At 42.7% G+C, this 24,021-nt stretch carries 22 protein-coding genes and 1 riboswitch; of the genes, 15 read left to right on the plus strand and 7 right to left on the minus strand.

Translation table 11 applies throughout. The annotated features are described in order from the left end of the window. Positions 1–58: 58 nt before the first annotated feature. Both C9J01_RS02265 and C9J01_RS02270 read right to left on the minus strand, forming a co-directional pair. A complete protein-coding gene (locus C9J01_RS02265) occupies positions 59–1,450 on the minus strand; it encodes a sulfatase-like hydrolase/transferase (protein WP_158264477.1) in 1,392 nt (463 codons plus the stop codon). 439 nt (positions 1,451–1,889) lie between these two features. Beyond that, complete coding sequence (locus C9J01_RS02270; protein ID WP_107296477.1) at positions 1,890–3,575, minus strand: ATP-dependent endonuclease; 1,686 nt, start codon at positions 3,573–3,575, stop codon at positions 1,890–1,892. Between the two features lie 254 nt (positions 3,576–3,829). On the opposite strand from C9J01_RS02270, the gene C9J01_RS02275 reads away from it, so the two are divergent. Beyond that, on the plus strand, positions 3,830–4,222 hold the full coding sequence (locus C9J01_RS02275) for a VOC family protein (protein WP_107296478.1): 393 nt from the start codon (positions 3,830–3,832) through the stop codon (positions 4,220–4,222). A 74-nt stretch (positions 4,223–4,296) separates the two neighbouring features. Here C9J01_RS02275 and C9J01_RS02280 read toward each other — a convergent pair whose 3' ends face one another. Then, entirely contained in the window at positions 4,297–5,148 is an 852-nt protein-coding gene (locus tag C9J01_RS02280; RefSeq protein ID WP_237156843.1) for a YeeE/YedE thiosulfate transporter family protein, read from the minus strand. 275 nt (positions 5,149–5,423) lie between these two features. Here C9J01_RS02280 and C9J01_RS02285 point away from each other — a divergent pair, with 275 nt between their 5' ends. Then, positions 5,424–7,184 (plus strand): bifunctional metallophosphatase/5'-nucleotidase, encoded by a 1,761-nt coding sequence (locus C9J01_RS02285; protein WP_107296479.1) that lies wholly within the window; start codon positions 5,424–5,426, stop codon positions 7,182–7,184. Positions 7,185–7,555: 371 nt separating this feature from the next. Here C9J01_RS02285 and ribB read toward each other — a convergent pair whose 3' ends face one another. Together ribB and C9J01_RS02295 are read right to left on the minus strand one after the other, a co-directional pair. Next, positions 7,556–8,233 (minus strand): 3,4-dihydroxy-2-butanone-4-phosphate synthase, encoded by a 678-nt coding sequence (gene ribB / locus C9J01_RS02290; protein ID WP_107296480.1) that lies wholly within the window; start codon positions 8,231–8,233, stop codon positions 7,556–7,558. 159 nt (positions 8,234–8,392) lie between these two features. Next, positions 8,393–8,564, minus strand: a riboswitch (FMN riboswitch). A gap of 93 nt (positions 8,565–8,657) precedes the next feature. After that, positions 8,658–9,749, minus strand: a complete 1,092-nt coding sequence (locus C9J01_RS02295) for a hypothetical protein (RefSeq protein WP_336596059.1) — start codon at positions 9,747–9,749, stop codon at positions 8,658–8,660. 121 nt (positions 9,750–9,870) lie between these two features. Between C9J01_RS02295 and C9J01_RS02300 the strand changes: the two genes are divergently transcribed. From C9J01_RS02300 to C9J01_RS02345, 10 genes are all read left to right on the plus strand, one after another. Continuing rightward, entirely contained in the window at positions 9,871–10,062 is a 192-nt protein-coding gene (locus C9J01_RS02300; RefSeq protein WP_107296482.1) for a hypothetical protein, read from the plus strand. A gap of 313 nt (positions 10,063–10,375) precedes the next feature. Continuing rightward, complete coding sequence (locus C9J01_RS02305; protein WP_107296483.1) at positions 10,376–10,657, plus strand: HlyU family transcriptional regulator; 282 nt, start codon at positions 10,376–10,378, stop codon at positions 10,655–10,657. 437 nt (positions 10,658–11,094) lie between these two features. After that, positions 11,095–12,651, plus strand: a complete 1,557-nt coding sequence (gene pntA, locus C9J01_RS02310) for a Re/Si-specific NAD(P)(+) transhydrogenase subunit alpha (RefSeq protein WP_107296484.1) — start codon at positions 11,095–11,097, stop codon at positions 12,649–12,651. Positions 12,652–12,662: 11 nt separating this feature from the next. Next, on the plus strand, positions 12,663–14,039 hold the full coding sequence (gene pntB / locus C9J01_RS02315) for a Re/Si-specific NAD(P)(+) transhydrogenase subunit beta (protein ID WP_107296485.1): 1,377 nt from the start codon (positions 12,663–12,665) through the stop codon (positions 14,037–14,039). Between the two features lie 257 nt (positions 14,040–14,296). Continuing rightward, positions 14,297–15,736 (plus strand): sensor histidine kinase VxrA, encoded by a 1,440-nt coding sequence (vxrA, locus tag C9J01_RS02320; protein WP_107296486.1) that lies wholly within the window; start codon positions 14,297–14,299, stop codon positions 15,734–15,736. Continuing rightward, positions 15,711–16,373, plus strand: a complete 663-nt coding sequence (locus tag C9J01_RS02325; protein ID WP_107296487.1) for a response regulator transcription factor — start codon at positions 15,711–15,713, stop codon at positions 16,371–16,373. Before vxrA ends, C9J01_RS02325 begins: the two co-directional genes overlap by 26 nt. 1 nt (position 16,374) lies before the next feature. Then, on the plus strand, positions 16,375–17,238 hold the full coding sequence (locus tag C9J01_RS02330; protein WP_107296488.1) for a DUF2861 family protein: 864 nt from the start codon (positions 16,375–16,377) through the stop codon (positions 17,236–17,238). A gap of 155 nt (positions 17,239–17,393) precedes the next feature. Then, positions 17,394–18,599, plus strand: a complete 1,206-nt coding sequence (locus C9J01_RS02335) for an NnrS family protein (RefSeq protein WP_201797778.1) — start codon at positions 17,394–17,396, stop codon at positions 18,597–18,599. 73 nt (positions 18,600–18,672) lie between these two features. Then, a complete protein-coding gene (locus tag C9J01_RS02340) occupies positions 18,673–18,843 on the plus strand; it encodes a YoaH family protein (protein WP_107296489.1) in 171 nt (56 codons plus the stop codon). A gap of 200 nt (positions 18,844–19,043) precedes the next feature. Next, a complete protein-coding gene (locus C9J01_RS02345; protein ID WP_107296490.1) occupies positions 19,044–19,559 on the plus strand; it encodes an HD domain-containing protein in 516 nt (171 codons plus the stop codon). A gap of 63 nt (positions 19,560–19,622) precedes the next feature. Here the strand turns inward: C9J01_RS02345 and nadE are convergent, their stop codons facing one another. Then, entirely contained in the window at positions 19,623–20,459 is an 837-nt protein-coding gene (gene nadE, locus C9J01_RS02350) for an ammonia-dependent NAD(+) synthetase (protein WP_107296491.1), read from the minus strand. A 182-nt stretch (positions 20,460–20,641) separates the two neighbouring features. Here nadE and C9J01_RS02355 point away from each other — a divergent pair, with 182 nt between their 5' ends. Both C9J01_RS02355 and C9J01_RS02360 read left to right on the plus strand, forming a co-directional pair. Beyond that, the gene (locus tag C9J01_RS02355) at positions 20,642–21,163 is read left to right on the plus strand and encodes a nicotinate-nicotinamide nucleotide adenylyltransferase (protein ID WP_107296492.1); all 522 of its coding nucleotides are present in this window, start codon (positions 20,642–20,644) and stop codon (positions 21,161–21,163) included. Positions 21,164–21,211: 48 nt separating this feature from the next. Beyond that, a complete protein-coding gene (locus C9J01_RS02360) occupies positions 21,212–21,730 on the plus strand; it encodes a hypothetical protein (protein ID WP_107296493.1) in 519 nt (172 codons plus the stop codon). Positions 21,731–21,739: 9 nt separating this feature from the next. On the opposite strand, the gene C9J01_RS02365 is transcribed toward C9J01_RS02360, so the two are convergent. Further along, a complete protein-coding gene (locus C9J01_RS02365; RefSeq protein WP_107296494.1) occupies positions 21,740–22,369 on the minus strand; it encodes a hypothetical protein in 630 nt (209 codons plus the stop codon). Between the two features lie 238 nt (positions 22,370–22,607). On the opposite strand from C9J01_RS02365, the gene C9J01_RS02370 reads away from it, so the two are divergent. Next, on the plus strand, positions 22,608–23,990 hold the full coding sequence (locus C9J01_RS02370; protein WP_107296495.1) for a HAMP domain-containing sensor histidine kinase: 1,383 nt from the start codon (positions 22,608–22,610) through the stop codon (positions 23,988–23,990). Positions 23,991–24,021: the final 31 nt, after the last annotated feature.

Genomic DNA, 24,021 nt, shown 5'->3' on the forward strand with positions numbered 1-24,021 from the left:
TCATAGAGTTGCAAACAAAATATGATGTGACAGAAGTTTATACTGACTTCATTTCGCCTTAATTTTGAATTATTCTTGAATGGTTTATGATATCTAAAGCCAACTTTGAATCAACTTTTTTATTAATTGATCTCGTATTATCTCCATCAAGCAAAATGTTAAATGCTTCAAAATTCTGATTGCATTTTGCTGTAATTATATTTCGATTATCACCTCTGGAGTGTAAGATACATTTAGGACTAATTGCGTTCTCTACAGGGAATACAGAGCCTAAAACGTCACTAAAGCATTGTTGATCACTTACAAGGCCAACTATTGAGTTCATCAAGTCAGTTTGTTGGAATTCCTCATCGATTTGAATATTTATATCATCCCATATCATAAATGCTGGAACCTTTGAGACTGCCAATAGTCCCGAAGATTGTTTTTCTGTACTGGTGACTGGTGTCATTGCTCTATGATCACTTAAAACGATTACTAAGTTGTTTGGTGTGGCTATAGTGGATATTAAATTAGCTAACAATTTATCTGTATATAAGAAGGCTGATTCTTCAGATTGGACAATATTACCATTTTTATCAGGTGAATAAAATGGAGCATGTGTTGAAACGTTCTCAACAACAATAAGTTTAGAGTCGGATTTAGTACTATCAGTTGATAATGTTGAAACTTTATTGAAAAGTTCTTCATCAGAAACAGAGTTAAAAAGATACCTTTGACTACCTTTCGGAAAATCATCAGAACCTATAATTGTTGAAAAGCCAATTTCTCTCAACCATTTTCCTTTATCTAAAAAGTTCAGATTCCCTGAAGTAACAAAGTAACTGTGATAGCCATATTTAGATAATTCTTTTGGTAGGGTCTTAGTGTTACTAAAGTTTGTTAATCCTACAGCGCCATCTAGTTTCATTTTTTTTTTGTAAAGAACTGGAAAATTTCCAGTTAAAATTGAATACAAACCAGCTTCAGTAGTAAAACCATTAGCATGAAAATTTGTCATTGAAATGTTTTTTTTAGCTGTAAAGTCTAAATTTGGCGTCCAGTTATTTTCATTTCCAAAGAATGCACTGTGGTAGTTTGACCAGGATTCAACTAAGAAGATGTATATAGAATCAGGCTTTTTTTCTTGTATTGTGCTGCATTGTTCTATAGGGGAGTAAGTGAAGCTAGATATAAACTTATCAGAATATTCTTTATCTTTAGTCGTATTGATGTTTACGGAAAAGTAATCTTGAAAAAAAATCTCGCGAGCAGTACTTTGTTTGATTGGAAAAAAATTCAAAGATACCGAAACTGCTAAAGTTATAAAACAGTATGACAAAAGCTTATGACTTTTTTTATCTATGGGTTTTCGTTGAATAAAAACTGAAAATAGCAATACCGTAAATAGTAAAGTAAGCACGAAATATATATCTGAAGTATCAAACAGCAAAAATGCATCATTAAACATGTTTAAAATGTCATTATAATAAAGTCGGGTTGAAAACAATAATATTAAAAATGTGTCTATCAGATATAAAATAAAGATGAAAAAAGAAAACAAGCGTAGAGTGTAAAAAAATTTTATATTACTGATGTTTGCAAGGGAGTATAGGAAGAAGCACAAGAGAATAACTTTGCTGTCATTGAATAGTATTTTAATATAACTATTACTATCATCTATATAAAATGCACCCCCTATGATAAATATTTTTAATAGATATGGGGCTAGTAATATAAAAATGATAAACATACCTTCTCCTTGGTTATATCTAACATAATAAATTCTAGCATTAAGTTTTATGTTTTTCTAGAAATTAGTTTTGAACTCTATGTTCATTACCGTAATCTAAGTTTCGTATGAGTAGTGTTTGATTTAGTCGATTAACTTATTATTTTTATAATCATATTCAACTTTGCCCCCTAGACATAGCCACTATGCGTTTGAGGATCCAGCGCAATAAAATAGGGATGTTATCGACATTTTCTTGTTCAATGAAATTGATCATCGCAAGGGCAACGTCCGGCTTGGCATGTTTTTTCAGTGCTCTTTGGATAATCTTTTTAGGGGTTACCGGTGATTCAACTGGGATATTGGCTAAGTCCCTGAACAGAGGTTCGAACCCATTAAAGAAGAGGAAGTGTTCGATATCTCTCTTTGGCAATATTGTTAGGCGGTGGCGCTCAGCTTCATTGCCTAAAATATTTCTCACCGTATCAGCATACTTTTTCCCGGCCATATCTCCATCTGCAATCATGTGCCATTCAATACCGAAATGCCTTGCAACTTTAATCAACGGCTTTAAGCCACTTTGTGCGAACTCAATGATTTGTACGCCTTCAGCGGCCAGGTTGTAGCCGCAGATTCTAGCTAATTCGTTAAATAGCCAAACCTCTGTTTCCCCCTCAACTAATAACCAAGCTCGAGCAAATAGGGCACTTGGGCGGTGGACGCGAAGATGGAAAGTTACCCGTCGCTCTTCATCACGGCTGAGCTTATGATCGATGATGGAATAGACTTTGGTTTTATTGGGTTTCCGAATCAGCTTTTTGACGCTCTCAAGCGGGACAACTGAACAAAGATCAGGGCTGTTTGTAGTGAGTACTTTTTGCATCGGCATTTTACTAATAAATGTCCATGCTTGGTGGAGTATCGTCGGGTGTAATCGACCTTCAGGATCTTCCAAGATCAAAATTGGGCGTGAGATACGTTTTAGTTCAACGGGGCCTCTTGCTCGAATAAACGCGTTAAGCAAACCCATAAGAACAAGCCGACTTTGTTTGGTTGTCTCGGGTTCGGTGAGCTGTTCAAGTGGATTAATGGCATACTGTGCCCGCTCTGGGAAATGGGCGCGGTCAAAGTGTTGATTCCTGTAATGGGGGGTGAAGGCAAAATAATGATCAACTAACGTCCTCAAAGCATTAATGCTGCTTTTGATCTCTGCTTGGCTAACATGCCCAGGCTTTGTCATAAGGCGTCTACACGTATTATCTAGCCGCCGTTGAATACGTGTATTGTCATCATTTCGGCGTTCTACGCCATTCCCATTATGTTGCCCATTTCCATTAGTCGTACTTGAAGATGAGAGTGGATGATACTCACGTAAGCGTCTTGCATCACGTATCCTGACAATAGGGTGGAGCACCATGAGTTGTTTCGCGAGTTTGTCGTTGTCTTCACAATCTATAGGCTCGCCTTGCTTATCGAGAAACCGTCTTTTAGTCGATATTTTATCTCCCGATACGCTACTCGTAATTTGGTAATATAGTGCTTTGCAATGCTCTTGGCTGTTAACCCATACCGGTGAAAATGCTTTATATCGCCGGGCTTTGTGCTCACCAGGGTAATCTTCTTGCCAGTGCAAAATGATATTGAGATGACTCATCTTGGAATGGCCAGCGCTGTAGTCGACATGAAAATCATCAAAATGAAAGGTATGGAAGGTTGCATTGGGTGACAGCGCTATATCGAGGGCATCCAACAGTGAAGATTTACCCCAGGCATTTTCACCAATCAGTACGGTCAATTCATCGAATGAAAGGGATAACCGCTTGATGCCACGGAAGCCTGAAATCTCAATACGTTTTAGCTGCATAGCCACCTCAACATGAAGAAACAAAGAAGCAGAGACAATGTGAAGGAATAATGCTTGGCGTTGTAGCACTGAAGCATAGTCGGCTCATACTTTAAGCCTAACTTATGAGGCGCTGGACGGAAGATGTATTTGTCACAATATTGAAAAAATAACTGATTGATAGAAAAGGGAAACTGCTTGTTGTTAGGGAGCCTAATTGCTATAGTCAGCAACCAAAATAACCACTAACATATTGATTATCATGGAGATGTCAGATGGCTAAAATTATTCACTCAATGATCCGTGTCGGTGATTTGACTAAGTCGTTGAAGTTTTACAAAGAAGCATTGGATCTTGATGTTGCTGAGCGCCTTGATTTTGAAGGGTTTAGCTTGGTTTATCTTCGCAATGAAGAAAATGATATGGAACTCGAGCTGACGTGGAATGAAGGTACCGAAAGCTACACCCATGGCAGTGGTTATGGCCATATTGCTGTTGCGGTTGATAAGCTTGAAGATGAGCACCAAAAAATGACAGAGTTAGGCTACGAGCCCGCTGAAATCAAAGAGTTCTTCCGTGATGGCCAATTGTTTGCGAAGTTCTTTTTTGTTCAAGATCCTGACGGTTACAAGATCGAATTTTTGCAGCGCCACGGTCGATACCAGTAACTCATGCTGCTGTAGCGCAGGTTGACTCCGAGTTAATGGATATAGCCATGCCTATATAGGTATGGCTATAAAGCTTAAGTGCTACGGTTTTTCTTATTCTTTCGTCTTTTATACACATTACGAGTGACTAACCCTGCTGCAATACCAAGTATTATGGAAATGATAGCCACCACTCCAGCAGGTGAAAATGCTGGTAAGGCAATCAGCAGTTGCGAGTCATTGCCGCCTAATGCGAGAGAAGCACCTAGCCCCATTATGACTCCAGCAAATAGATGAGAAGCTATTTGCTTAGCTCGAACTTCAAAAGCCTTAATCGGTAATCTACTTTTGGCTCCAAATGCCATCCCGACCACTAAACCTAACAGAATCAAGTACCTCTCAAGCTCGGGCCAATTTTGAGATTCACTATGATAAATAGTGTAGGAAATATCTTTGAGCAATTGACTCGGTGACCACTGAGGCTCCATCAGTGTTAAAGTGCTAGCAGTAATGCCAAAGAAAATGACACCAAACAGTAACTTTCTTAGAGTTGCTGAAGTCTTCAATATTGTAAACAGCAACCCTATCGCTATAACCAGAAGAGCGGGTAGGGAAGGCGTGTCGATGTTCTCAAGAGGCTGGTAACTCACGGGTGGGGTTAGCGTAGGCAAAAGTAGCCAGCCAATAATCCAGCCAACGACGGTAGCGAACATATAGAAATGTCCACTGGCAAGCTTTGAAATGGTTGATATCGAACAGCCTTTATTTAAAGCGGCACCTACCCCGAAAAGCAAACCGCCGAGGATAAAATGTATGGTGCCATCGAATCGGTTGGCTAAGAAAGGTAACCACTCTCGGCTAGTAAAAGGGACGATAAGCCAATACCAAAACCCACAGCAAAGTATTGCCAACAAAAAGGACGGACGACGTTCAAGCAGTTCACTCACGCCTCTTACCATACATAACCCAGTACGTTGTGCTAGCCAACCAACAAGTGCTGCGAGAAAGATTACGATTGCCGATTGCAACATCAAACCAACCTGTCATCGATTTATCATAAAGTAATTATAATCAGCTTACTTACGGGAGATGATCGATGATATACGTGAAGTGCCTCTGTGTTTGCGTTGCAACAAAGAAGAAATTGCGTATAAAAATCTGAGATTGAACGGTTTTTGGTATAAGATATCTGCTCTGAATATGTGGAGGCCTATAACGCTTTATGACACAACATCGCTCGGCAAAGTTAACCATTGCCCATATCAATGATACTCACTCACACTTTGAGCCATCAACAATCGCACTCCAGATACCATTGAGCACGTCAGAGTTGCCCATGCCGGTCTATGCGAGTTGTGGTGGTTTCGCACGGGTATCGTCTGCGGTGAGAGAGGTAAAAAAGCAGGCCCATTTACAACAGCGCGAATTCCTATTTGTTCATGCCGGAGATTGTTTCCAAGGGACGTTATTCTTTTCGTTATACAAAGGTAAGGCTAATGCGACCCTTCTTAATGCGATTGGTATCGATGCAATGGCATTGGGTAACCATGAGCTCGATATGGGGAATCAGGTCGTCGCTGATTTTATGGATTTAGTTAATTTCCCTTTGCTGGCAGGAAACTGGGATTTATCTCAGGAGCATCTAACCAAGCTAAACCCACTGGCTCCCAAGTCCAATGTGCTGGCATATGACAATGAAAATGAGTGTGCTAAGTACCTTGTTAAAGATGTAGACGGCGAGCCTGTCGCCATTTTTGGTCTTGCGATTGAAAATATGGCGGGCATTGCCAATCCTGATCCAGATACGCAGTTCTTAAATGTAACATTGGTTGCCAGACAGACTGTTACAGCAATTCGCCAGGCTGGTATCAATAAAATTATACTATTGAGTCATCTGGGTTATGAGAGAGATTTAGAGCTTGCCAGTCAGGTTGATGGAATTGGTGCAATTATCGGTGGCCATTCCCATACAATGCAAGGTGATTTCAGTAATATTGGCTTTAGCGCTTCCGATGAATATGCCGTGCAAGTTAATGGGACCTGTGTCGTACAAGCAGGTTGTAATGCCCTTTCGTTGGGGCAGTTAGAGATCGACTTTAGTGCTGATGGCACGGTAGAGAAAGTTGGAGGTAAGAATCAACTACTGCTAGGCAGGCAGTTCACTGTCGATGCTAGCCGTAGCGAGCACCTTGATGATTCTACTCATGAGCTGGTGAAGAATTACCTTCTCGCTCAAGCAAACGTGCGCTTTTGTGTTAAAGACCCACATATTGAAAACTTACTTAACCAAGACTATCGCCCTGCGGTAAGAGAACTGCAAACGCAGAAAGTGGCTGATTTGACGGAATCACTCCGCCATATTCGCGTACCTGACCAAAAAGGGCCGAGCCAAATAGCCCCCTTGGTTGTCGATAGTTTCGTTTGGTCATCAAGGCAACGGGGTCATGCTGTAGATTTCGGTATCCATAATGCGGGTGGTGTAAGGGCATCTTTGCATGCAGGTCCTATTACTGCAGCAGATATTTCCGGTAGGCTACTGCCATTTGCAATTGGCTTGATGGTGTATGAGGTAAGTGGAAAGCAATTACGTTCAGCACTTGAGGGTGCAATTAATAACGCTATTGATAACGGTGTAGAAGGGACGGGGAACGGAAGTTTCCCATATACCTCTCGTCTGAAATATACCTACCGTTGCTGCGCCTCCCAAGGGCAGCGCATCGAGTTATTAAAGCTATACAAGAATGGAAACTGGGAAGATATCCAGGATGATTCTGTTTACCTTTCTGTATCCTCTGGGTATACCGCAACAGGTAAGGAAGGGTACGATGCACTGGTTAATAACAACGTGGACCCGATACCTTTAAATATCACTATGGCTGATGCCTTTGAAGAGTATGCAAGACACCGGGGGACATTCGGCGCATTTGAAGAAGTAATGATTAACTACATCCCTTGTCATTGTGAGCAAGAAGATGTAGCCTAACTAAATTGTTTTGCCAACGATAGATATAGAAACCGGTAGTTTTGACTCACCGGTTTTTTTATTTAAAGCATCCAGTTTTCTTGTCGATATATCACAATAGATAGTTTTATTTACTAGTTATGTGAATTAATTGAAAACCTCACTGTCGTAAAGACGGGGTGTAGATCACATCTGAAGTCAGAATCTGGAGTCAAGGATGAATAAAGATTGGAGCGATATAGCGCTTGTGATGGGTTGGGTATCAGCTTGGGCATTACTTATGTATTTTATGCCAGCAGCATAATTACTATCTTTTATCGAATTTAGTTGCCGAGTAATTCACTTACTCGGCAATATTTCGATATGTCTATAAGTTTACTTTGAACTTAAGATTAAGCTGATACCGTTTCGACTGATTCCGAATTAGCCACTTCTTTAGCCAATCTGTATGCTGCTAAGTCTTCGATAGTAAGCACAGGCATGTTGTGGATCTTACCAAACTCAATGACCTCAGGAAGACGAGCCATTGTTCCATCAGGATTCGTGAGTTCGCATAGCACACCGTAAGGTTTCAACCCTGATAAGCGCATAAGATCAATCGTCGCTTCAGTGTGGCCTCGACGACCTAAAACACCTTCTGAGTTGGCTTTTAGTGGGAACACATGCCCGGGACGGCTAAGGTCGGCAGGTACGGCATTATCAGCGATTGCAGCTTTAATTGTCGTAACGCGGTCTGCTGCCGATACACCGGTCGTTACACCTTTGGCAGCTTCAATAGTAACCGTAAAGCCTGTTTGGTTGGCACTGGTGTTGTTTACAACCATCATTGGCAGCTCAAGTTGTTCGACACGTTCTTCAGTCAAACATAGGCAAACAATGCCCGAGCACTCGCGGATCATCAACGCCATTTGCTCGCTGGTTAGTGTTTCTGCAGCAAAAATGATATCGCCTTCGTTTTCACGGTCTTCATCATCAACAACCAAAACACCGCGACCTTGACGGATGGCTTCAAGACCGGCTTCAACACGTTCAAAAGCTGAGCCATAAGGGGTAAGTAGAGACTGATTCATGGTAATTAACTCCTAAAATAAACATTTACCAGAATCAGGGCATGGAAATTCAGCAAGCACAGTCACTCAAGTAACTGGCAAGAAATAGTATACAGCATCACTGGTAAGTGATTGTACTGCATAAAAAATCCTTGTCCGTTTGATAGACAAGTACTGTACTGAGATCCTCTTTCATCCGGACTCTAACCGTCGGCTCTGGACTGAAAGGCTATGCCTTTTTCACCAGATCTGCTGACCTTATACCTTGAAACAACAAGAAATAAGCGCTCGCGGGCTTTCCTATTCGAGGATTACCGCCGGTGGGGAATTTCGCCCCGCCCTGAGAATTCTTCTGAACTATAAGGAAAAGAAAAATCTCACGCAAGAAGAATAGACTTCTTTAGTTGATATTTTTGACATCAGGCAGTTAAAACATCTGTGCATGTTATTCCAGGTGATTGGTTTGAGGTGAATAATCGCGAGTTGTAATGTGGTTGTTTATCCATCTAATGAATAAAGGTAACGCATAGGTGGGTATTTGAAGAGCACCAAGTAGAATCAGAAAATCTGGCCCTAAGTAACTACCGGCCACTGTAAAAGTGAGTAAAACATTTCGGTTTGCTGAAGTAATAGCAGTCAGCAAAGCAATGTTTCTTCCCTGCCGAAAATAAAGCGCAGCGCAGACGATGAAAAAAAGAAAGCACAGGCTAATCGCAATGGCTAAATATTGACCAGCCAGGGTAGGGCTGGCATCAAAAATATCTCTATAAGGGCCGATCAAACCAAAAGGAAATGCAAAGACAAGAATAATTGTTAATTGAGAAAGTTTGCCATGTACCCTTGTTAAGGTTTGCCTCGGTACTAAGCGATAGACAAGGGCTGAAAAGGCCATAGGACAAACAATGAAGATTAACAGGCGAAGGCTATAGTTAGCCATGTCTAAGGTAAACCCGTCACTCTGAAAAATCAGCAAATTAATATAAAGCACCAACGGCATCATCAACGTAGTTGCAATGGTCATGGCCATGGCCGATAAAGCATCTAATCCTACAGAACGGACTATGGCTGGGGTTGCAAAAAGGGATCCGGTAGCGGTAACAGCAACGATAGCGATTAATAGAGACTCTGATGCATCAAAGACAATCGCCAGCGTAGCGGCAATCACTGTCATACCGATACTATGCAGAAACGAGTAAACCCAGCATTGTTTTTGTCGCAACACTTTTAATAGTGAAGATTGCTCAATCCCAACGAGGGTAAACAGCATCAAGAAGAACAGAACATAGGGAAGGGAAGGGAATACAGCGTGTGATGCTTCAGGCCATAGAAAACCGAGCAAGGTCGCAACGATTAGTAAAAGAGACGAATGTTTGGCAAGAAACGATAACATCACACAATTCCGAAAATATTTTTGTTGACGTATTGTTACGGGAATTTCGTGTGATATGCAAGGAAATTGATAGTTAGGCATAAACCAGCCCAAATATGTAGATTTATTCAAAAGCCATGCATGATCTTTCGTGGTGGTAAAAATCATATTAACGCATGATTAACACATTAGAAAAACTAATCTTCTTGTCGAAATATTGTCATTTTTGGTTGTGATCTGATCAGCCTAAAATATCTGCAGTTGATAAAAATACAAACGAGAGGCAATCATGGCACAGGCAATGAATTTTGACACCATCGCAACCCCAACCGCAATGGACAAAAAAGCCTATGCGGTAAATTTCAAAGGATTGATTGCACACGCATTAGATATTGTTTTTGGTCGTAGCACTACCGCTAAGCAGTACAATGTTTCAGATTTACCGGTACATCTTCAGAAAGATATCGGTATGTACCGCTAAGGATCTGAGATTTTTGAACACTAAAGCGCTGGAATTCCGGCGCTTTTTTGTATCTGGACGGTTCTCACCCTTTATTATGTTGCTTGGTAAGATCAAACCGCTTTGTACATGATTGCGAACTACTCACAAGATAAATATTGCTTATCTGAATGATGTGCAAAATATTGTTTCGTTAAGGGGAGAGTCCTATCCATAGCTAGAGATTTCTACGCTTTAGCAACAGATTTCCAAGAATTTAATCTTGCTTTCATTTTTTATTATTAGATTATGGCAAGATGTCACTGTATCAGAACGATTTTTGGAGATAATTGAAGTGGGTTTCTTATCAAAACTATTTGGCCTAGGTAAGCAAGAAACGAAAGTTGCAGATGTAGAGCCTATTGAATATGAAGGATATTTGATCTATCCGGAGCCCAAGGCAGAGGGTGGGCAATTTCGTATCGCTGGACGTATTTGCAAACAGTTTGGAGATGAAGTGAAAACGCATGTATTCGTTCGTTCTGATCTCTTGTCTTCCAAAGCAGATGCTGAGTCATTCATGATTAATAAGGCAAAGATGTTTATTGATCAGACTGGCGATAAGATGTTCGGCTGATTTTTCTTTTTGGCCTGCTAGTTATCTCTACCGCTAGCAGGCAATCCATAAAGGTAGAGAGAGCTGCAGTAAATGTATGTAGTGCAACACTCATCAAGGAATGATGATTGTATTTCCTTTCAGGGCAACCTCATCTCCTTGGTGTTTTAAACGACAAAGACACTATTCAGGATACTGAAGATGGGCATTTATAAAGTTAAACCAAGTAATATTAGTGATTTATGCATTTTTAAGTGCGTGCATTATTAATTTTATTTGTGGTTTGACCTCTGTCCAGGTGTTGTAAACGTTATTTTCTTACTGTTAGAAGGTAACATTTGTTAATCATAACGAGGCTTGTGTAATTTTATTTTGTGTTTCGGCTACAAACTGCTTGATATTATGTTCGTGGTTGGATAAAAAATTGTTACTTATTTGCCGTAATTTAGGGATTAATAATGCAAATCGGTGTGCCTAAGGAAATACTCGCCAATGAAACGCGAGTAGCTGCAACGCCCAAGACGGTTGAGCAGTTTATTAAAATGGGGTTCAGTGTTGCTGTTGAACAGAGTGCGGGTATTCATGCAAGTTTTGATGATGCCGCCTATGAAGCAGCTGGCGCCACTGTTGTTGGTTTAGAGGATGTGTGGGCTTCAGATATTATTCTGAAGGTAAATGCACCACAAGTTAATGCTCAGACGGGTGTTGACGAGTTTGACCTGATCAAAGAAGGGGCAAGCTTAGTCAGTTTCATTTGGCCTGCACAGAATGCAGATTTGCTGGAAAAACTATCTGGCAAAAACATCAATGTGATGGCGATGGATTCGGTTCCTCGTATTTCACGAGCACAGGCATTGGATGCATTGAGCTCGATGGCAAACATTGCGGGTTACCGTGCAGTTGTTGAAGCTGCCCATGAATTTGGCCGGTTCTTTACCGGGCAAATTACCGCTGCAGGTAAAGTTCCGCCGGCTAAAGTACTTGTCGCTGGGGCAGGTGTTGCTGGCCTTGCGGCTATCGGTGCCGCAGGTAGCTTGGGGGCAATCGTTCGCTCTTTTGATGTTCGCCCTGAAGTTAAAGAGCAGGTCGAATCTATGGGTGCCGAATTCCTTGAAGTCGACTTCAAAGAAGACACATCCACAGGCGACGGCTACGCCAAAGAAATGTCTGATGACTTCAATAAAGCCGCTGAAAAGCTATATGCCGAACAAGCAAAAGAAGTTGATATCATCATTACAACTGCTTTGATTCCTGGCCGCCCAGCACCCAAATTGATCACCAAAGAAATGGTTGATTCGATGAAGCCGGGTAGCGTGATCGTCGATTTGGCTGCGGCTAATGGCGGTAATTGTGAATATGCCGAGGCGGGTAAAGTAATTCCCACCGCCAATGGCGTCAAAGTTATTGGCTATACCGATATGGTTGGTCGCCTGCCGACACAGTCCTCTCAGCTTTACGGCACAAACTTGGTCAACTTGTTCAAACTGCTATGTAAAGAAAAAGACGGCACTATCGACATTGATTTTGATGACGAAGTTCTGCGCGGTTTAACGGTAATCAAAGAAGGTGAAGTTACTTGGCCTGCGCCACCGATTAAGGTTTCTGCTGCACCAGCGCCTGAACCAAAGCCTGTAGAAGCGCCTGTAGTCAAGGAAGAAAAGCCAACCTCTCCGGCCAAAAAATATGGTTTTATGGCTGCAGGTATTGCTGCCTTTGGTTGGGTAGCTAACTACGCACCAGCTGAATTCCTGTCTCACTTTACGGTATTTGTTTTGGCCTGCGTGGTGGGTTACTACGTGGTGTGGAACGTTACACATGCGCTTCATACACCGCTTATGTCGGTTACCAATGCAATTTCGGGCATCATTATCGTTGGTGCATTACTGCAGATAGGACAGGGAAGTGGCTTGGTCACCTTCCTCGCGTTTATTGCTGTTTTGATAGCCAGTATCAATATATTCGGTGGCTTCACGGTAACCAAGCGCATGCTTGAAATGTTCCGCAAAGATAAATAAAGGAGTAACAAATGTCTGCAGGAATCGTACAAGCAGCTTATATTGTTGCTGCGGTATTATTTATCATGTCTCTGGCGGGCCTTTCTAAGCAGGAAACGGCACGTTCGGGCAACTACTACGGTATTGCCGGTATGGCAATCGCCTTGATCGCGACAATTTTCGGCCCAGAATCACAGGGAACTGTGTGGGTTATTATCGCAATGATTATTGGTGGTGCGATTGGTATTTACTACGCAAGACGCGTGGAAATGACCGAGATGCCAGAGCTAGTTGCTATTCTTCACAGCTTTGTGGGTATGGCAGCTGTATTGGTTGGTTTCAACACCTACTTTGACCATGGTGATCTTAGTGGGGTGATGTTGAATATCCACTTGGTGGAAATTTTCCTTGGCGTGTTCATCGGTGCGGTGACCTTTACCGGCTCGGTAGTTGCCTTTGGTAAGCTTCGCGGGAGTATTTCATCTAAACCGCTAATGCTTCCTCATCGCCATAAGTTGAACTTGGCTGCGGTGGTGGTTTCTTTCTTGTTGATGGTTGCCTTTGTTAAAGCAGAAGGTTCAACTCTAGCTTTGATCGTCGTTGCTTTGATTGCATTTGCTTTCGGTTACCACTTGGTTGCATCTATTGGTGGTGCGGATATGCCAGTTGTTGTTTCCATGCTGAACTCATACTCAGGCTGGGCAGCTGCGGCAGCAGGCTTCATGTTGGCAAACGACCTTCTTATCGTTACCGGTGCGCTAGTGGGTTCTTCTGGTGCAATCCTGTCATACATCATGTGTAAGGCGATGAACCGCTCTTTCATCAGTGTTATTGCTGGTGGATTCGGCACAGATGGTTCTTCCGCTGCAGCTGATGAAGACCATGGTGAACATCAGGAAGCATCGGCAGAAGAAGTGGCTGAAATGCTAAAAGATGCACGCTCAGTGGTTATCACTCCTGGATACGGTATGGCGGTTGCTCAAGCCCAGTACCCAGTTCATGAGATCACAGAAAAGCTTCGTAACAAAGGCGTTGATGTACGTTTTGGTATTCACCCTGTCGCGGGTCGTCTTCCGGGCCACATGAATGTTCTATTGGCTGAAGCGAAAGTCCCTTATGACATCGTACTTGAAATGGATGAAATCAACGACGACTTCAGTGAAACCGATGTCGTGTTGGTGATCGGTGCTAACGATACGGTGAACCCAGCAGCGATGGAAGATCCAAACAGCCCGATTGCAGGTATGCCTGTGTTGGAAGTGTGGAACTCCAAGCACGTAATCGTCTTTAAGCGTTCAATGAACACAGGTTACGCTGGTGTTCAGAACCCATTGTTCTTCAAAGAAAACTCGCAGATGTTGTTTGGTGATGCGAAAGAGTCTTGTAATAAGATTCTTGAGCACATCTAACTTCAGAGTGTAGTAACTGAAAGGGAGCCAAGTGCTCCCTTTCTTTTGTTCAGTATGTAGTGATCAATTAAAATAAACGATGTAAATTATTTATAATTGATTGTTAGTTATAATAAATTATCGATAGGATTAAGTTTCTATATCTCATTGCCGTTTGTTTATCGAAGCTGATAAGCATGTTTTGAATGCACATTTATCCATCAGGCTAATGACAAAGCCCTGACATATCCCCAAAGCGGGGTGATAGACTTCACTTTATGAAAAAAATCGTCTTACTGATCTCATTGCTGCTTGCTGGCACCCATACTGCCTCGGCAAAAAACTTACCTGAGCGTCTCAATGGCGTTCGGGCTGAACTGTTAGCAAGCGAGGCAGTAGCGACGTATGATTTCAGACAACTACAAGGTCAGTTTCCAACGCAACTGCTGATACCCTCATCTCTGTTGCCACAGTCATCGACTTATCCCCTGAAATCGCTTCAGCGCCTTTATAACAGTTCGTTGAGCTGTAAAGGGCCTTGGCCGGTTACCCCGTTGCTCACTCAGCCATTGGTGTTCACTCGCGCTATTTGTAATAACACTGTGCTACCTATCGGTTGGTTTGCTAGGGCGGGGTACATTCATCCAGGTGGGGGGAGTTATGCCTCAAGGTATTTGGAGAAGCATCCTGATCTTAAAGAGAAATTAGGTGACTTTCTTCATATCCAAGAGCGAGACCTAGCCCCGACGAATACTGCACTTGGGCGTTTGCAACGGATGAGTCGCGATGAAATACAAGTCTATATTGCTGGGGCAGAAGCCTTCATTTCGAACGGTGAGCTTTGGATACGCAATGGCAATGAATACAATATCTATGATCAGCCGAGGTGGTCGCCTGTTCTGAGCCAGTTTGATGTGAACTTCACTCGGCTAGATACGACGAGCTTTTGTATCTTGAAAAGCGGCAACATTTGCTGGGAAGAAGAAGATAAATCGCATCTTACCTTCTATCTTTTAGTCGGGTTGCTGGTTGTTAATGTCAGCCTACTATTCGGTTGGGGTTTTTATCGTTGGCGTATTCGTCGCCGGGCGATGCAAGAGAGAATGCTGGTACTCCAGATTCTGACTCACGAACTGCGTACGCCTATCGCCAGCTTGGCAATGACCGTGGAAGGTTTTCGCAGACATTTTGATGCGCTGCCGGAAACCCTATATGATGAGTTTAGGCGCTTGACTGAAGACTCAAGGCGCTTGAGACAGCTTGCTGAAGCAAGTAAAGATTACTTACAAGCGAATCAACAAGAGTTGAGTGTACAACATGTTGATTCGTTTAATGAGTGGGTTGAGTACCTGAGTGAGCCGTATGAGGTAACACTGGAGCTTGCTGAGGATCGCCCTGTAGATGTAAATATTTATTGGTTGGGCACTTGTATCGACAATTTGTTGTCTAATGCCCATAAGTATGGCGTTAAGCCTGTAAAATTAACATCATCGTATTCTAACGGAAAACTTATTGTAAGCGTTTCAGATAACGGTCAGCTCGGTGCAAAAGACTGGGCAAGATTAAGAAAGCCATTCGTCAGCGAACGCGGACTAGGGCTTGGACTTACAATCGTTGAATCGATGATCCGAAGAATGGGGGGGCGAATGAAGTTAGTTGGCCCTCCGACCACTTTTATATTGGAGATACCGTGTGAATCAAACTCTGCTTCTGGTTGAAGATGACCGCAACCTTGCTGATGGTTTACTCGAGAGCTTGAAAGGGGCAGGTTACCACTGCCTGTATGCTGATTGCGCGTCAAATGTAGCTGAGCACTGGGCTCAAGCTGATCTCGTTGTACTTGACCGTCAGTTACCTGAGGGGGACTCTCTAAGTTACTTGGGTGACTGGTTGAAGATTAAACATGTACCTGTGATTTTGCTGACTGCGATGGTATCAGTGTCAGATAAAGTCATTGGCTTAGATTCTGGTGCTAAAGACTATCTTACCAAGCCTTTTGCTGAAGAAGAGTTACTTGCTCGTATTCGTCTTCACCTTCGCTCTGGTGCGCCTGAGGCTGTTCCAAGTAATACGGTTTCTGTCGGCGATATTACGATTGATCTGGATAGCCGTGAGGTCATTCAGGGTGGTGACGCTGTCACTTTAACGCGTACAGAGTTCGAGCTTTTAGTCTTTTTAGCGAAGAACGCAGGGCGCGTGTTTACCCGTGATGAGTTGCTCGATCAGGTATGGGGCTATAACCATTACCCGACAACACGTACAGTTGATACCCATATTCTTCAGTTGCGACAGAAGCTGCCAGGTATTGAAATTGAGACCCTCCGTGGTGTGGGCTATCGAATGAAATCGGCATAAGATGTCACACTTCTCGGTTGCCTGTTCTCTATTAGTTTTGCATTCGGCGCTGTGGGCGCCGAATGCACTTGCTAACTGGTTTGTATCACAAGATGTGTTTACTATGGCCCATCAAAAATTGCTCGAAGGTAAAACCAACGAGAGTTTCGGTGCCATGGTACAAGCTTGGCAGCAAGCCCCTAACATTGAACAGCAAAACAATCTTAACGATCTGATTCAGCTCGCAATTACTGAGGATTGTGGGCGAAGTCTTGATACCACAGCGTTGCCTCCATGGCTTACCACCTTAGTGATCCAACGTGAAATGGTTCAAAACCAGAACCAAGTTTTGCCTCGCCTTGCAATTACGGGTACTTCAGAACAGCGTATTACTAACATTGATTTTATTCGTTGGCCGGAGCAATCCGTCCTATCGGCTACCCCAAAAACGAATAAGGGTGGTTACTTTTCGCTTGAAACCAAGCGGTTAGAAAAAGCGAGCAGTGAAGGTCTCTACCAAATGATTATCAGTGCTGATGGTGAAGAGAGCTACAAAACCTGGGTGATCTTAACCCGACCTCAAAATAAGCAGCGAATTGGTTGGGTTGATAGTCAAAATTGGCGGATAGAGCGAAACGGTTTGCCGGATAAGGTTTGCCCATCGCCTGTTCTATCAATGAACATTTACGATCTTAATGACACCTCTTGGACTCCGTTGTGGACGGAAAATGTGGATGGCAAACTACCGACGACGTTACCTGATGTTGATTTACCAGATGGACGTTATTGGCTAAGTGTCGGAATCATTCATAGTCGATGGCAGGGGGAAATTGCCGTCCGTGATATTCAAAGTATTACGAGACCGGTAGAGCATTCTGAGATGTAAAGTCGAAGCCTCATCAACTTTCTTAATGCGTTTGACTTTAAATGCCTGATTAATAAATGCTATTTCTCCTAGAGTGATTTTAAATTTAAACATGTATTTTCATTGCAACTTTTAAGGTGTATTATTGATGCATCTTTAAAGTGGGTGATGAAACCATGATGCAAATTCTTGATAGCGAAAAAGAGCAGAAGATCCTGCCTTTATTTCGTTTAGCCTTCCGACCATTTTTCCTAGCAGCCAGCATACTGTCTGTTGTTTCTATGCTTCTTTGGGGGCTGTTCTGGGCAGGGAATGTTTCTCTAGCGAGCTACATGTATAGTAATCCGGTATGGTGGCATAGCCATGAAATGCTGTTTGGGTTTACAGGGGCTATCATAATTGGCTTTCTATTAACGGCTGTTCAAAACTGGACGGGTAATCCAGGAGTTAGGGGCTGGAAACTTGCTGTAATCTTTGCTTTTTGGTTAATCGCTAGATTAGCGATGTTTTTAAGTACACCAAACGCAGTTTGGATGCTGATTGATTTAACTTGGATGCCGCTGGCTGCTGGTTTCCTTGCCCATCCGATTATCATTCGCCGTCAATGGAATAACTTGTTTTTTGCACCGTTAATTGTATTGATGACAGTGTTAAACGCTCTATTTCACCTTATAGCTTTAGGATTAGTCGATATTCCTTTGCGTACAGTGTCTTTCGCCGCCGTTACGGTGATAAGTGTGATTGTACTGGTTGTCGGGGGCCGTGTGATTCCGTTCTTTACTTGGCGGGGTACGCAAACGGAGCAAATTACACGAATCAAGTGGTTGGAGTACGGGGCGTTAGTGCCAAGTTGGTTGCTGCTACTGAATGTTCTCTTACCCGTACCTGAAAACACTTCAGCATTTACACTACCAGCGTTGCTTATTGTGACAGGTTTGATGAATCTAATCCGATTCATGCGTTGGCGCAACCTATCCACGGTAAAAGTTCCGCTACTATGGCTTCTGCATTTTGCATATTTGGCCATGGTGATAGGTATGTTACTACTAGGGCTTCATTTCTGGTCGGGCAGTGTAGGATATAGTCTCGCTTTACACACGTTAACTGTGGGTGGAATTGGCTGTATGATCTTAGCAATGATTGCCCGTGTGTCATTAGGCCATACAGGACGACCACTACAAATTAAACCGCTGATGGTGGTGGCTTTTGCTGCGCTGGTATTGGCGACATTATCTCGTACGTTGTTGATTGCTATTTATCCTGCCATCACAATTCAGGCATATGTAGTATCGGCTGGGTTATGGGCCTTTTCGTTCGCAATTTTTACAGCCGTGTATTATCCGATTTTGTCTAAACCTCGTTTAGATGGACGCCCAGGTTAACGTTAAATATCAGGTGACATCTTGAGCGCAAGTCAATAAACTATGCGCTCAATTATTTCGGGTATGATGATTTATGTTTAACAACACTCCGACACTGACTCACGCGCAGCAACAAGAAGCGGCAGAAAAAATTCATGAACTGATGGCACAAGGGATCAGCAGTGGTGAAGCGATTATGATAGTGGCTAATGCTATTCGTGAAGCTGAAGCAAAAAAAGCAGAGTCGGAAGACGAGCAGGAATAAATTGTCTTACCCCTGATACGAATCTATGAAACGGGCGCCAATTGGCGCCCGTTTTTTCATCAAATCGTGCAATAAATCCCAGTAGTTTATGTGGGAATGAGTAAAATCATTCTTTGAAAGAGTGAATCACATCCTAAATTTCAATATGGCCTAATTTTGTTTGGGTGTGGTCGTGTCAGATTTAGATGAAGGAGGGAAGGATGAATAACCGTTACCTCAAGGCTCGTACATTGGCCCGAGCCAAGCACACAGGACAAATGTACGGTGACGTTCCATATTATATCCATCTCGATGCAGTTTCTCGTTTAGCGAGCCCTTTTGGCACTGATGCCATGATAGTGGCTCAACTGCATGACGTACTTGAAGATACTGAAACCACGATTGATGAACTAGCGGCTGATTTCGGTTTCTTGGTTGCTGATGCTGTTGGTTATATGACAGATGATAAATTAGAGAGTCGGCAAGATAGGAAGCACCAAATCAATCAAAGATTGGCTATTTTAGATACCGTGGAGGAAGCCGCAAGAATCGCATTAATAATTAAAGCGTGTGATCGGTTAGCAAATGTGCGGGCGAGCTTATATAGCAATCATCATTACTATCAACTTTATCAAGAAGAACACCAAGCATTTAAGCAGTCTGTTTATCGTAAAGGGTTATGTGAAGCCATTTGGTGGGAACTAGACAACTTGCTTCGTTACTCAGAAGCATCATAAGGAAAGGGCTCATAGTGAGCCCTTTTCATTGAGTGGCGTTAAGCGACGGAACTGCCGGATGAATTAATCTTCGTCGTAAATGGTTGGAATCGGCTGGCGTTTATGCTGCGTGGCCTTATAGATCCCAACTAAGCGGTCAGATACAGCTTGGTCGACAGGCTTACCTTCAAGGAAGTCATCAATTTGATCGTAGCTAACGTTAAGGGCGTCTTCGTCAGCCTTTTGAGGGGCGAGTTCTTCCAAATCGGCTGTTGGTACTTTACGTACTAGCAACTCTGGAGCACCTAATTTGGCTGCTACTTGGCGAACTTGACGTTTGTTCAAGCCAAATAGTGGAGCAAGATCGCAGGCTCCATCGCCGAACTTAGTGTAAAAACCTGTAATGTTCTCAGCCGAATGATCAGTCCCCAAAACCAAACCGCCCACTAATCCAGCGATTTCATACTGAGCAATCATTCGGGTACGCGCTTTTACATTACCTTTAACAAAATCTATCGCACCTTCGCTTTCTGGAATAAGGCCAGTGCCCTCAAGTGCCGATAGCGTACTGGCGTGAGTACCGTCTACACCGTCTTTAATGTTAACGCTTACAGAGTGAGTAGGTTTGATGAAAGATAGGGCAAGCTGTGCTTCATCTTCGTCTTTTTGCTCGCCATAAGGCAAGCGAACAGCGATAAACTGGTAATCGTCGGTGTTCTCAGAAGCGTTTAGGCCTTCAACAGCCAACTGTGAAAGGCGGCCAAGCGTGGTTGAATCAACACCACCACTGATACCTAAAACCAGTGATTTGCATCCTGACTGTTTGAGTTTCTTTTGAATAAACGCAATGCGGCGTTCAATTTCAAAGTCCACATCAATTTCTGGTAATACGCGCATTTCATCGCGAATTAGCTGTTCCATAATGAATCAATCCTCAGGGGCTTGCCCAATTTGTAACCATATAGCGTCATTTAATGCAAAAAATAGATGAATTGCATTAAACCTTTTGCAAAATATGCGATAACTCTATGTAAGGATCAATCCTCTTACGTTAAATAAGTAAAATAAACAGTAAAACGGCATAAAAAAAGGACATTCCAGTCATGACAGCATCAATTGCCATCTTCGGCAGTGCTTTTAACCCACCAAGTCTTGGACACAAGTCTGTGATTGAGCGACTAGCGCATTTTGACAAAGTGTTTTTACTACCAAGTTATAGCCATGCTTGGGGAAAGCAGATGTTGGACTATGATGCCCGCTGCAAACTGGTTGAAGCCTTTATTGAAGATGTTTCCCAGTACAACCTTGAACTGTCGCAACTTGAAAAAGAGATTGCTGTAGGGGATGAAGCTATCACGACGTTTGCTGTGCTGGAGGCGTTTGAACAAAAATATCCCGAAGCAAACCTCACTTTCGTCGTTGGCCCCGACAACTTCCTAAACTTTGGTAAATTCTTTAAAGCTGATGAAATAATGCAACGCTGGCAGGTACTGGCCTGCCCAGAAACCGTCAAGGTCCGCAGTACCCAAATTCGTGAGCAAATCATCAATGGTCACACAATATCACATTTAACTACGAAAAATGTTGCTAGAATGCTGCATGAAAATAAGTGGTACGACGAATAGGAAAAATTGTCGTTTAGTCAGAGTAGTGGGTTTAAATTAGTTTTCATCATGGTTGTATTAAGCGTAACTTCTGGATTGTTGTTGACGGCATTATATTTTAATTCTTCATCTTGTATTGCGCCCCTTGGTAATCAAGAGACTGAGTTACAAGCTGAAAGCTTAACCGGCAATCAGTCTAACTGCATGAATTTTGCCGAACCAGTAATGTTGACAGGAAGTTACGACTCTTCTTCATTATCAGACCCCCAGTTTCAATGGAAAGCGACTGAGAAGCAGCAAGAAAGCTTTTGGGATAACTGGGCACGCCAATTTGATTCTCCGTTTGTATCTTCTAATACCTCATCCAGTTTTTATGGATTGGGTGTTTGGATGCCGGAAAAGTTTGCCGAAGATGACATATTAGATGTTGAAGAGGTTAAAGAGCTGATAAAGAAGTACGGCCTACAAATGAGCTTTGGCATAGGGGGAGAAAACGGTAAGTCTCCTCGTTTACGTTTTGATTATCGTTGGCATGAAGACCGTGACTTGGAAGATGTCTTCATTCAAGTAGAAATCCCCTTTCAGTAATTTCTTCACTTAATACTCAATGACTTTTGATGCTAATTTGCTCGTATCAAAGCCTTGCAATTTACCTTCATGAAATGAAAGTGCTTTCAGATCCGGAAAACGCTCTGACATGATTCCATGATCTCTCGTTGTCGCGTAGCTATGATGAATCACACCAAATCCACTTGGGTAGGGTGTATTCCATAATTGACTATTTGCGACCAGGCTAGACGTAATAAATTGTCCAATATAAGTGACTTCATCTTTGGTGATGTCAAAATAAATCGCGAGATCTTGATTTGATGTTGAACGGACAGTTTTACGACCGTTACTTCCTTTAAATTGTACTTGGTTGATTTCATATCGCCCGATAGGAAGTTCTGCCACGAACAGTTGGCCTTTATCATGGTCGTTTTCAAAATCAGACTTTGCTTGAGTATTGGTTAGCGTGATTTCTTCCGACTTGCCGACTGGGCGAATAGAGAGGGTAGTGATGATACCTTCACCCGTTGAGGGCCATACCGTAGTGACTCCTAAGCTGCCTGCAAGATAACCGGTTTCGCTTGTTTCATTAGCGATAGATTCTGGCACGTCAATATAGATACCGGAACTACATCCCCAAATCACAAAGCAAAGTGTAAGAGTGAAGAAGCGTTTCATTTGTTGCGTCCTTGCAATGGTGAAGCTGTTCATATGGAGCACGTTAGCTAACGTTATGTACTATTAAACATGATACATAATGAATAAGACAGTTATGTAAACAAAATTTGTTAATTTGATCCGTGAAATTAACCAGTCAACGATCAGTTTCGCCCCAAAGAGGAGCAATTTTACAATGGTTGCATGAGAATGCTTCTTGCCTTAAGGTACCGACCAAAAATACTGCTTGAAAATTCTAATGAGTCTTATTGCTATTCACAAAATAAAGTCTGCTTTTTGCCTCGGTGATCGAGAGGGGCTTGCGTTCAAGCTATTTTCGTCGTTCGCGATTAGCTTGTTCATTATCTTACTGTTGCAGAACCTTGCTGAGGCGGCAATGGTTAGAGTGATGCTACATGTCCCTGAGAAGATAAAGGCCGAAATGATAGAAATGGCTTATCAAGCAGAAGTCAATATCCGAGAAGGGGATATGGATGAGTTAGCTGATTGGGAAAGGGGGCAGAAATACTATTTGTTTGTGTTAGATGAAAACCAACAGGCAATTAGTGGCAGAGACATGCACCCGCATTTTGAATTTAAGCTTCAATATGCTCGAGATATAGATACGGTTTTTGATAACGAGGTTAATCAGCCAATCATTGCCATTCCACTACAGACTGGCCATACCATTTATATTCAATTTCCGCATCATCACCATCCGGCGCGATTTTTTACTTACTATTTTACAGTCATCAAAGTCGTCATTGCGGGACTGATATTAGGGGTTCTGTCTATGATACTCGCTAGGCACTTACAACAGCCTTTGAATAAACTTCAGGTTGCAAGCCAGCGACTAGCTGAGGGGGATTTCTCGGTAAGGGTGAGCCATGAAGTTGGTGAGACGGTGACAGAGTTTGCGGCTTTGGCTAATAGCTTTGATCATATGACCCGGCGGATTGATGCTTTATCTGAAAAGCAAAAGAGTCTGATCCGTGATGTGTCACATGAACTGAAGACACCTTTAGCACGTCACGACCTTGCGCTACATTTACTGAGAAGAAAGTTGCCTGAAGAGCAGCAAGGTTTGCTGGCTCGGCTAGAGCGAGAATCGACTGAAATGAATGATCTTGTTAGTGAGATTCTAGAATATAGCCGCCTGGAAAATGCCAGCTATCAGCTTAAGCTGCACCCTATCGATCTTTCTAGTTTGTGTGTACTTCAGGTCGATAAAATGAAAGATGCATTGTCGAATGGGCAGACATTAGCGTACCACAGCAGCCAGAGTGAAGTTTTAGCTGTAGCGGATAACAGCTTGGTCCTTCGAATATTGAATAATTTAATTGGCAACGCTATCAAGTATGCTGGCGAACAAGCAAAAATAAGCGTCTCGGTGAGGTCTTTGGGAGAAGAAGGGGTTGAGATGTGGGTGGAAGATAACGGTAAAGGTATTTCAGTTCAGAATATAGCCACTATTTTTGACCCATTTACCAGGATAGAGTCTTCTCGGGTAAAACAAGCGGGCGGATACGGTCTAGGGTTGGCGATTGTCAAAGAGGCCGTCACGATCATGAATGGTACAGTTAAAGCCGAAAATCTTGATGAGGGGTTTCGGGTGAAAGTGCAATTGCCCAGTGCAATGTAAAAAGAAAAGCCCGATGCTTGGCATCGGGCTG

The organism is Photobacterium rosenbergii, from assembly GCF_003026455.1.
Classification (GTDB): domain Bacteria; phylum Pseudomonadota; class Gammaproteobacteria; order Enterobacterales; family Vibrionaceae; genus Photobacterium; species Photobacterium rosenbergii.

Bases quoted from the DNA above. Each gene is read 5' to 3' on its own strand.
- pntA (WP_107296484.1), top strand. From the start codon at position 11,095: ATGCAAATCGGTGTGCCTAAGGAAATACTCGCCAATGAAACGCGAGTA.
- C9J01_RS02300 (WP_107296482.1), top strand. From the start codon at position 9,871: ATGGCACAGGCAATGAATTTTGACACCATCGCAACCCCAACCGCAATG.
- nadE (WP_107296491.1), bottom strand. From the start codon at position 20,459: ATGGAACAGCTAATTCGCGATGAAATGCGCGTATTACCAGAAATTGAT.
- C9J01_RS02355 (WP_107296492.1), top strand. From the start codon at position 20,642: ATGACAGCATCAATTGCCATCTTCGGCAGTGCTTTTAACCCACCAAGT.
- ribB (WP_107296480.1), bottom strand. From the start codon at position 8,233: ATGAATCAGTCTCTACTTACCCCTTATGGCTCAGCTTTTGAACGTGTT.
- C9J01_RS02330 (WP_107296488.1), top strand. From the start codon at position 16,375: ATGTCACACTTCTCGGTTGCCTGTTCTCTATTAGTTTTGCATTCGGCG.
- C9J01_RS02360 (WP_107296493.1), top strand. From the start codon at position 21,212: ATGGTTGTATTAAGCGTAACTTCTGGATTGTTGTTGACGGCATTATAT.
- C9J01_RS02270 (WP_107296477.1), bottom strand. From the start codon at position 3,575: ATGCAGCTAAAACGTATTGAGATTTCAGGCTTCCGTGGCATCAAGCGG.
- C9J01_RS02340 (WP_107296489.1), top strand. From the start codon at position 18,673: ATGTTTAACAACACTCCGACACTGACTCACGCGCAGCAACAAGAAGCG.
- vxrA (WP_107296486.1), top strand. From the start codon at position 14,297: ATGAAAAAAATCGTCTTACTGATCTCATTGCTGCTTGCTGGCACCCAT.
- C9J01_RS02265 (WP_158264477.1), bottom strand. From the start codon at position 1,450: ATGTTTAATGATGCATTTTTGCTGTTTGATACTTCAGATATATATTTC.
- C9J01_RS02335 (WP_201797778.1), top strand. From the start codon at position 17,394: ATGATGCAAATTCTTGATAGCGAAAAAGAGCAGAAGATCCTGCCTTTA.
- C9J01_RS02295 (WP_336596059.1), bottom strand. From the start codon at position 9,749: ATGATTTTTACCACCACGAAAGATCATGCATGGCTTTTGAATAAATCT.
- C9J01_RS02365 (WP_107296494.1), bottom strand. From the start codon at position 22,369: ATGAAACGCTTCTTCACTCTTACACTTTGCTTTGTGATTTGGGGATGT.
- C9J01_RS02285 (WP_107296479.1), top strand. From the start codon at position 5,424: ATGACACAACATCGCTCGGCAAAGTTAACCATTGCCCATATCAATGAT.
- C9J01_RS02275 (WP_107296478.1), top strand. From the start codon at position 3,830: ATGGCTAAAATTATTCACTCAATGATCCGTGTCGGTGATTTGACTAAG.
- C9J01_RS02370 (WP_107296495.1), top strand. From the start codon at position 22,608: ATGAGTCTTATTGCTATTCACAAAATAAAGTCTGCTTTTTGCCTCGGT.
- C9J01_RS02345 (WP_107296490.1), top strand. From the start codon at position 19,044: ATGAATAACCGTTACCTCAAGGCTCGTACATTGGCCCGAGCCAAGCAC.
- pntB (WP_107296485.1), top strand. From the start codon at position 12,663: ATGTCTGCAGGAATCGTACAAGCAGCTTATATTGTTGCTGCGGTATTA.